The following is a 9,578-nucleotide window of genomic DNA, read 5'->3' as shown; positions in this document are numbered from 1 at the left end:
TATCAGAATAGAAATAAAGAACAAGCATAATACAGTCTTCATTACTGATGCTTACAGGAACGTGGGGAAACTTGCCATTAAAGTAAAGGGAATCTCCTTCATGCAATTCGATTTCTTCATTATCGATAAGGTATTTGACTTTTCCTTTTAAAACATATTTAAATTCCCATGCGTCAGTAATCACTTTTTCTCTTTTAGAATTGGGACCAAGAGTGAGTAATACAGCCTCAAATCCTAGAGAATGCAGACTTTTACTGAAGATATGCATATATCGGAAACCTTCAGCTTCTACTTCTTTCTCTATGGGCTGCTGGCTTTCTTTGGGCAAATAAATGAATTTGGCATTAGATTTCTTTTCCACTCCTTCAAAAAAATAACTGGCATCTATTTCAAGAGATTGAATTAAATCAAGTAGAACAGGTAAAGACGGGATTGTTCTTCCGTTTTCAATGCGGGAAACCAATCCGTTACTTACATGGGCTCTGAAGGCTAGTTCATTGATTGTCAAATTGTTTTTCTTTCTGATGTCTTTCAGCCTTTTTCCAATACCGATTAAAAAATCATTCATAATTTATATTCTGTGAAGTTATAAAGAATATCTGTTGTCAACATAAGAATAGCTTTTCTTATATGAGCAAATTTAAAATTATTCTTTAGAAAAATGGATTAGATAATGATTTTGCTTTTAGATTAATGAAAAAGTGATAAAAAATATTCGTATCAGTAGGGATATATTCATTTATATTCTTTTTTTTATTTTTGTGAAATTCGTTATTTATGAAAAAAATAGTTCTGATCGAAGACGAAACCAGTGTGGTCTCTTTTATTAAAAAAGGACTTCAGGAAAAAGGATATGAAATATCGGTGGCTTTTGATGGGCCTACGGGAGTTCGTCTTGTTGAGGAAAACGATTTTGATCTGGTTATTCTGGATATTATGCTCCCGGAAATGAATGGATTGGATGTGTGTAAAGAGATCAGAAAAACGAATCAACATGTTCCTATTCTGTTTTTAACGGCTTTGGGTACTTCAGAAAATATTGTTTTGGGATTAGAGAACGGAGGAGATGACTACCTGGTGAAACCTTTTAAATTTATTGAATTGGTTGCAAGGGTAAAGTCCCTGCTGAGACGAAGTAACCATAGTAATTCTCAGGAGACTTCGGTTGCGGAAGAAGATCATGAGTATATTCACAGGGTTTCTGATTTGGTAGTTAACGATTATACTAAGAAAGTAACCAGAGGAGGGGAAGAAGTATCTCTTACTTCCACAGAATATAAATTGTTGATGTATTTTCTTAATAATCAGGAAAAAGTGATTTCACGGGCAGAGATCCTCGATGCCGTTTGGGGTGTTAATTATGAGCTGGGAACCAATGTAGTAGATGTCTATGTTAATTACCTTAGAAAGAAAATGGATAATCAGGAAGACAAAAAACTTATTCATACGGTGATCGGAATGGGATATGTACTGAAAAAACCATAAGCATGTTTAATAAAGTGGTCACCAATCAAACCAAGACGATGCTGCTTCTGATGCTTGTTTTTGCAGCAGTTATCTTATGTTTCAGTGGTCTGGTTTATTTTTCTATTGTTAACTTTTCACATCAGAGATTTTACGAGCTTCTGAAAATCCGGGCTACCACCATAGTCCAGATTGAGAAAAGTAAAGAACACGTAGACCTTTCAGATAGCAGAATCATGAATATTGTTAATGGAGAAGAACTTCCTATGGAGAAAGATTATGTATTCGCTGTTCCCTCCGATTCCAATTTTCAGAAAATATCCGATGAAATAAAAATACCGGATTCTTTTTTTAAAGCTGCTGTCAGAAATGGAGAAGCTAATTATAACGATAAAGAGTTTTATTATATAGGGCAATCGTTTAAGCTTGACGATAAAGAATATATTGCTATTGCCTCTGCAAAAAATCATTACGTAGTCTATTATCTTGGATTTTTAAAGAGAACGCTGATTACGTGTATGATCATGTCGCTTTTCTTCAGTATGATCTTCTCGTTTTATCTTTCCAGAACCCTATTTAAACCCATATCAAAGATTACAGGAAAGGTAAAGGAAATCAGCTCAGAAAATCTTCATCTTAGACTGGAGCCACAGCCGGATAATAAAGAACTTAATGATCTGGTGGATACTTTTAATGATATGCTCAACCGCATCGAAACCTCTTTTGAAACCCAGAATCATCTTATAGGAAATGTTTCCCATGAGCTTAGAACACCTCTTACTTCCATTATGGGAGAAGCGGATGTCGCGCTTTCTATTAACCGGTCAGTAGAGGAATATCAGGAAACGCTGGGAATTATTCTGGATGAAGCAGAAAAACTGGATAAAAAGATCAAAGCTTTATTAATGATCGCTCAAACCGGATTTGACGGAAAGATTCAGAAAATGGATAAAGTACGTATGGACCAGCTTCTTTGGGATGTCATAGAAACATTGAGAAGAATAGATTCCCGCAATAATATTTATCTGGATATCAATATGCTTCCCGATAATCCTAAAAAACTAAAGGTTCAGGGTAATGAGCAGTTATTGCACCTTGCCGTTGCCAATATTATCAATAATGGCTGTAAATATTCTAATTTTCAGCAGGTAAAAGTTTTTTTAGGCGCTACTGATACGGATGTGTTTATTGTAGTAAAGGATAACGGAATCGGAATTCCTCAGGAGGAGATGAATAAAATTTATGATCCTTTTTTCAGGGCTTCCAATACCAAAAATTATGAAGGCTACGGAATCGGGCTCCCTCTTGCCAGAAATATCGTGAGAATGCATCATGGAGAATTGGTGGTAAGTTCTCATGAAAATCAGGGGACTACCGTACAGCTGCGTTTTCCTAATTTTTACAGTACCCAAACGGAAGAAAAATCTATATGATTTGACGATTTATTCTGTTTTACAGTAACTTATAGTCTTAAAGCTTTGTTTTTTTCCTAATATTAATCATTCTTAACAATTTTCTAATCTCATTTTAATCTCTTAATGACATTTTAATTCCATTCCAAAGAGCTTCTAATCCGGTCATTCTAGTTTTGTATCATCAAAATAAGATAACGCGAAACTAAATCTTAAAAATATGACCAAAACGATTTTAATTGCCACAGATTATTCTCTTGAGTCTTTAAATATATTGAAGAAAGTACTGAAAGAGAAAGAAGCAATCAACAACGGAATGAAGTACAATATCCTTTTTGTATCTGGATATGAAATGGGAGATTCTATAAGAGATCTTTTATTCACCACCAAAAATTCCATTTTCAATAAAATAAGGCCACAGGAATTCTGTGATGCTTACGGAATTATTAAAAATAAATATCCGCATTTAATCAATGCTATTATTTGTGATGTCTTCACAGGAAGTTTCCAGAGGACATTCAATAATTATTTAAGAGCGGAAAAAGTGGAGGAAGCTTATTATTCTTCTGCGAAAAGGAAATTTACTCAGGGAAAATTCAATATTGTTCCTTTTATCAAAAAATGCAAAAACCTGGAATCTTATGATATTATCATAGAGGTTCCTGAAGTGCTTCCTGAAAAAGGAAGACTGGCTGAGGTTTTTGTTGAGATCTAAGAAAATACCGATGAATCATTAAAAAAATAAAAAATGTTAAGAAATTATAGTAACAGCAGGACATTGGGAGATAATATAAGACTGGGGACGCTGACTGCTTTTACGGCAGGAACTATAAATATAGCCTCTCTATTAATATTTCTCAATTTTACCTCGAATGTAACAGGACATTATGCAATTCTTTCGGCGGAGATCAGTAAAGGAAACTGGACACAGGTGGGTGTAGTTGCCGGATGGATTTTCCTTTTCTTTTTCGGAAGCTTTTTATCCAATTTTATTGTGATCAACTTCAATAAGAAAAGTAAGTATTTCGCTCATGCAATGCCCATTGTATTGGAAATTATATGCCTATTGTTTGTAGGGTTTTACGGACAGTTTTATTATGAGAAAACTCTAATGGAAACACAATATCTGGTTGCTTTGATGCTATTTGCAACCGGTCTTCAGAACGGTTTGACCGCAAGTATTTCCAACTTTTCCGTGAAAACAACCCACCTTACAGGTACAACTACCGACCTGGGAATTCTGTTCTCTATGTTTACACATAAGAAGTACAGGAAAAATGGGGAACTAATAGGACGAGCTAAACTATTGATGAGTATTATGATTGCTTATGTACTGGGAGCCGTATTTTCTGGATTAACTTATTATCATTTGGAATTCAGGGTATTTTATGTGATCTGTATCTGTCTCGTCGTAGTTATAGGATATGACTTTTATAAAATTAATCTCCGGCATTTTAATACAAGTTACCGATACCATAAAATATATAACAAAACTACAGTACTGGCCTTTCTCTATGACAAGATTTTCACCAAGCTGAAAAGAAAAAGAAAATCTAAGCTTGTACTGGATGACTAAACAGAAAATAATTGAATATTTATAAGTGTTTTTTTGTGTAAACTAGCTGTGACAATCCTCTGTTGTAATTTGCAATAGGGGATTGTGTTTTTTAGCTGCATGCTAAATGTCTAAAGAAACTATTTTTATTTTATGTTAAATCATTTAATTGTGAATTTTAACTATATTACCTAATAGTATTTAAACAACTAAAGATGAATAAATTTTCACTTATTTTACTTAGTCTATTTTTTTATAGTGCTAATTCACAAACATTTTCAAGCTTTACAACAGCGGGAAATCAAAGTCAGTACGTACCTGTTAGTTTTAAGTCAATAACTTCAGATGGAGGCAACAGGACATTTTTTATAACACGTAATGATATTCATGAGGGGAGAGATTGGCTTGCTCATGGTATAGTGGCTATTACAGGAATAGGATACGGCTGGGGATCAGGAGGTAACGGTCTTCGTGTTGATAACTTTACTTATGGCTATGAAACCACTAATTATTCTAAAATAGTTAACTTCTTAGGAAGAGTTATGACGGCAAATGCGACTAATGATATTATCGTTTTTTTAAGGGGAGGAACAAAGTATTATTATACTAATGCTGTAGTAGTATCTAATACAGGAGCCTATCAGGATGCTGCTGGGTTAAGCTTAGGTTCAGTCTCAATTAATGATCCCTTTTATAATCTTCCAAAAGGAACATATTATGGAAGTGGTGATATCAATGGAAAGACTTCAAATTTCGCAGCAATAGACAATGGAAATGTTGGAATCGGTGTAAGTAACCCGGTGAATAAACTGGATGTAAACGGAATTGTTCATGCTAGAGAAGTTAAAGTAGATCTGCAAAATTGGCCGGATTATGTTTTTGAAAATCAATATAGATTAAATACACTTGAAGAAGTAGAAAAACATATTAGAGATAAAGGACACTTACCTAATATTCCTTCAGCTGAAGAGGTAATCAGAAAGGGCATTAATTTAGGCGAAATGAACGTTAAGCTTTTGGAAAAAATAGAAGAACTTACTTTGTATTCTATTGAGCAAAACAAGCAGCTGAAGGTACAATCTGACAAGATCGAGAAATTAGAAAAGCAATTGGAGCAATTAGTTTCTGATAAAAATAATGATCATGAAAAGAAAATTACTTTCCCTATCCTCTTTACTGATAGGATTTTTGGGATTTTCCCAAACCATAGTGTATTTCAAATATGATGAAGCAGGAAATCAGCGTTACCGTGGAACTGATGCTGCTGCAAAACAGGTCTCTGAAGATATTACAAAATCCAAAACTGAAAAAATACAGGAAGAACCCAAAACACTTGTATCAAAAGAATCAGCGATAGATGAAAAAATCTTCTGGCAGGGGATACGATTATACCCTGTTCCTGTAAATGATGTTCTTACAATAGACTGGAGTGAAGATGTGGACGGTTTAATCGAATCGGTTTCATTATATCAGCATAGTACAGTACATTGGAAATTTCAGCAGCAGAATATTCCTGACTTGAATAGGCAGATAAAGATCAATATGTCCGGCTATGAATGGGGAGTATATGTATTACATTTCACCTTAAAAGATGGCAGGAAATTCAGTAAAAATATTACGAAAAGATAATCAGCTAATTAGTAGTTAGCAATTAGAATGTAGTAATGAATTTTTTAATGGCTTTGGCTTATCCAATTTTATTTATAACCAACAAATTTTAAAGAATGAAATATTTTTATTCTCTTATTATATCATTGATATCCGTATTGGGGTTTTCCCAAACTATACTGTATCAACCTGAAAGTACGTCCCGTACAGTTCAGGATCCACAAACAGTCATTTTAACACCGGGATTTATAGCTACATCAAGTACTTCAAATCCTTTTATAGCAAAGATTGGTCCTGCAACAGAAAATCCTGGAGGTGGCCCGTCTGATTCGCAGGCTGGGGCTACAAATCCGTCGGGAACTACAGCTCCTTCAGGACAAAGTTTTCATGATACCAAGGGGAATATTGAAGTAAATGGAGCGGGGCAGTTGCAGTTCACACTACCTATTGCCCTCCCTCCTGGAGTGAAAAGCGTTGCACCTCAAATTAATCTTGTTTACATGAGTGGTTCAGGAAATGGCATTGCAGGATACGGATGGAATTTATCAGGCCTTACCTCTATTTCAAGAGTAGGAAAAAATATAGAAAAAGATGGGGAACCCAAGAGTATCCAGTTAGATTATTCAGATTACTATAGCTTTAATGGTCAAAAACTCATTTTAAAATCGGGAGAGTATGGAAAAAACGGAGCTGAATATGTGACGGAAAAATATTCCAATATTAAAATAAAATCTATTGGAGTTATTACAGGACTAGCATGGCAGGGACCTGAATATTGGGAAGTCACTTTTGAGGATGGTTCACAAGCTTGGTATGGAGCTACCACCTCAGGAAATAGTACAGCAAGAACTCCCTTAGATTATAATATTGTAAAATGGAAAGACACAAAAGGAAATTATATAACTTATAATTATTCACAAGCTACTTCTACAAATGTTTCTATACTTTCAGGTATAGAATGGGGAGGGAATGAAACATTAGGTAAAGCTCATTTTAATAAAATTGAATTTAATTATAATACTGGTACAACAAGAAGTTTAAAAGAATCCTCTTATGTAAGCGGAATATCTGTACTTCAAGATAAATTATTGAATAATATAATTGTAAAATCCAGTGGAAATCAATTTAAAAAATATGTGATAGAATATATCAATCATGGTACAAATTATCAATTTGTTAATAAAATTATTGAATATAATTCTGCCAATGAAGCCACAAATCCTATAACTTTTGCCAATGAAACAGATTCTTCTGCCAGTAATCTTTTTAGACAGGATTCAAGATTTGATGATATTAGAGGAGAAAATGTAATATCAGGAGATTTTAACGGTGATGGTAAACTCGATTTTCTTAAAGAAAATACATTAATGCTTGGTAGGCTGGATGGAAATGGAGATTTTGTGAATGTTAGTTATACAGGTAAAGCACTATGTATGGGTACATATGCCGATTCAAATACACCATTTAATGATCAGGTTTTAATAACAGGTGTTATAAATAGAAACTTGAAGAAAGGTATATTATACTTTTATAAATATGAAAATAATTCTTTAGTCAATATTGCAACAAAAGAAATTGACCTAAGTGCTTACCCTCAACTATTTGAAGATGCTAATCCAGAAGAAATGAGGTGTAAATTCGAATCTAGCATAAATACTATTGAGGCAAAAGAAGTAGATTTTAATGGAGATGGGCTGTCTGAATTAATCTTAATGTTTAAGAATGAACACAGATGGACTTGTCAGGATTATGGTTTTCCAACTACCTGGACTGAGACAACGGGTATAGATATGAATTTCTATATTGACTTTAAAAATAATATATTTTCACCTATTGATGATAATAATTTTTATGTTGACTATAAAAATACAATCAATATAGATTTGGACGGAGATGGAAAGGTTGAGCTTTTAGACAAAATATCGGGAACATTAAGATTCTTGTCTTTTAATATACAAACCTTTAAATTTGAAAAAAAATATTCTGATATTCAAGCCGGAAATGGTGGATACGATGGAGCCCTTCCTGCTATAGTTGGAGATTATAATGGAGATGGCAAAACAGATATATTAGTGCCTGTAGGGGTTGATTCTTCTGATTGGAACATGTATATTTCTTCAGGAAAAGAATTTATAACGCATTATTATTCTAATCTATACTTATATAAGCCATCACATCAAGGGGCTCCTAGAAAAAATAGAGAAACACTAAGGTCTTATTGGGCTCCAGATTTGAATAAAGATGGCAAAAGTGATTTTCTAGTTTTTGAATCACAAAAATGGTATAGAGACTGTGTGCTGTGCGTTAATAATCCAGATTCGAGTTATGGGTTTAATTATTTGAGAAATGATGGAGTTGATACTAATGGAAAACCAATTTTTACAAACGTATATAGTATTGCACCCAAAGAATCAACTGATTGGGGAGATAATGATTCAGAAGATATCAATTATTCAATGTACGGAGAGCATTATAAGCCTATGTTTGGCTCTTTCCGACTTTCTCAACTTAATACAGAATTTGTTATATTACATAAAACTAAACTTATTACCTGGAATTTAGGATCGAAAGTTGATGTTTTATCCAGAATAAAATCTATTGAACAGGGAAATATTAAAACAGAGATTGAATATTCAAATTTGGAAGAGGGGAATGTATATAAATCCTTTTATACTACATCTTCTATTTTATACCCCTATGCAAATATTATTCAAAACCTAAATTATCATGTAGTATCCAAGCTTATTCGGGGAGAAAAAAAACAGGAGTTTAGATATCGAGACTTAATTGGTCATTTGAATGGACGGGGAATAATAGGCTTTAGACAAGTTGCTCGTACCAATTTCTACTCTATTGGCTTTGAAAATACTATAATTTGGAATGGTTCAGAAATAACACCATTGAATGAGGGTTTACCTTATAAAGAATGGAGTATCAGAACGACGGATGAAAACAAGATTTTTCCTGTAGACATTTCAATAAGTAACACACAATTACTATCATTCAAACAATATGATTATAAAGTCGATAAACTTGTAAACGGTCAAGTAGTGACTCCGTCTGTTGTAGATGCAAATAAAGCTAAAGTTGTCACTTCTATCAATCCGGACACTACAACCAGTAAAGACTTTTTAAAGAATATTAAAACAGTACACAAAGTAGATAGTTACAATAGTTTATATCTTCCTACAAAATCTACCACTACAATTAATGAGGGTGTTGCTATCTCTACCTCGGAGTTGGAATATTATCCTACTGTCACCACTCCCGGAAGTAACTACAGTATCGGAAAACCTAAGATCAGGACAGATATAATTCATGCCTATGGCGATACAAAATCATCTAAGGAGGAATATGTTTATGAGAACAATCTATTAAAAACCTTAAAAACCTGGAATAGAGATAATACAGGTTATGTACTGGAGACTTATAATTACGATGGCTTTGGAAACATTACCCAGAAGGTTGTAAGTAATAGCATAGATTCCCAAATGCATACAAATACCTTTAAATATGATTTAAAAGGACGATTTGCAGAG

The 9,578-nt window shown here is 33.6% G+C and carries 8 protein-coding genes; 7 read left to right on the top strand and 1 reads right to left on the bottom strand.

The genetic code is table 11. From position 1 onward, the window contains the following. Positions 1 to 568, bottom strand: a 568-nt coding sequence (locus Q0A18_RS14415; RefSeq protein WP_292010858.1) for an XRE family transcriptional regulator, incomplete at its 3' end; no start/stop codon positions are given. Between the two features lie 209 nt (positions 569 to 777). Here Q0A18_RS14415 and Q0A18_RS14410 point away from each other — a divergent pair. The 7 genes from Q0A18_RS14410 to Q0A18_RS14380 all read left to right on the top strand — a co-directional run. Continuing rightward, a complete protein-coding gene (locus tag Q0A18_RS14410; RefSeq protein ID WP_292010857.1) occupies positions 778 to 1,485 on the top strand; it encodes a response regulator transcription factor in 708 nt (235 codons plus the stop codon). A 2-nt stretch (positions 1,486 to 1,487) separates the two neighbouring features. Beyond that, a complete protein-coding gene (locus Q0A18_RS14405; protein WP_292010856.1) occupies positions 1,488 to 2,897 on the top strand; it encodes a HAMP domain-containing sensor histidine kinase in 1,410 nt (469 codons plus the stop codon). Positions 2,898 to 3,096: 199 nt separating this feature from the next. Next, positions 3,097 to 3,591, top strand: coding sequence for a hypothetical protein (locus Q0A18_RS14400; RefSeq protein WP_292010855.1), 495 nt, complete (start codon positions 3,097 to 3,099; stop codon positions 3,589 to 3,591). Between the two features lie 33 nt (positions 3,592 to 3,624). After that, positions 3,625 to 4,452 (top strand): YoaK family protein, encoded by an 828-nt coding sequence (locus Q0A18_RS14395; protein ID WP_292010854.1) that lies wholly within the window; start codon positions 3,625 to 3,627, stop codon positions 4,450 to 4,452. 194 nt (positions 4,453 to 4,646) lie between these two features. Beyond that, positions 4,647 to 5,657, top strand: a complete 1,011-nt coding sequence (locus Q0A18_RS14390) for a hypothetical protein (protein WP_292010853.1) — start codon at positions 4,647 to 4,649, stop codon at positions 5,655 to 5,657. After that, the gene (locus Q0A18_RS14385; RefSeq protein ID WP_292010852.1) at positions 5,575 to 6,060 is read left to right on the top strand and encodes a hypothetical protein; all 486 of its coding nucleotides are present in this window, start codon (positions 5,575 to 5,577) and stop codon (positions 6,058 to 6,060) included. Before Q0A18_RS14390 ends, Q0A18_RS14385 begins: the two co-directional genes overlap by 83 nt. A 95-nt stretch (positions 6,061 to 6,155) precedes the next feature. Continuing rightward, positions 6,156 to 9,578: SpvB/TcaC N-terminal domain-containing protein (locus Q0A18_RS14380; protein WP_292010851.1), on the top strand; the 3,423-nt coding region annotated here is incomplete at its 3' end.

The organism is Chryseobacterium sp. (assembly GCF_022712095.1).
Classification (GTDB): domain Bacteria; phylum Bacteroidota; class Bacteroidia; order Flavobacteriales; family Weeksellaceae; genus Chryseobacterium.
Note: the sequence above shows the minus strand (reverse complement) of the source record. Positions and strands in the feature narration are given on the sequence as shown.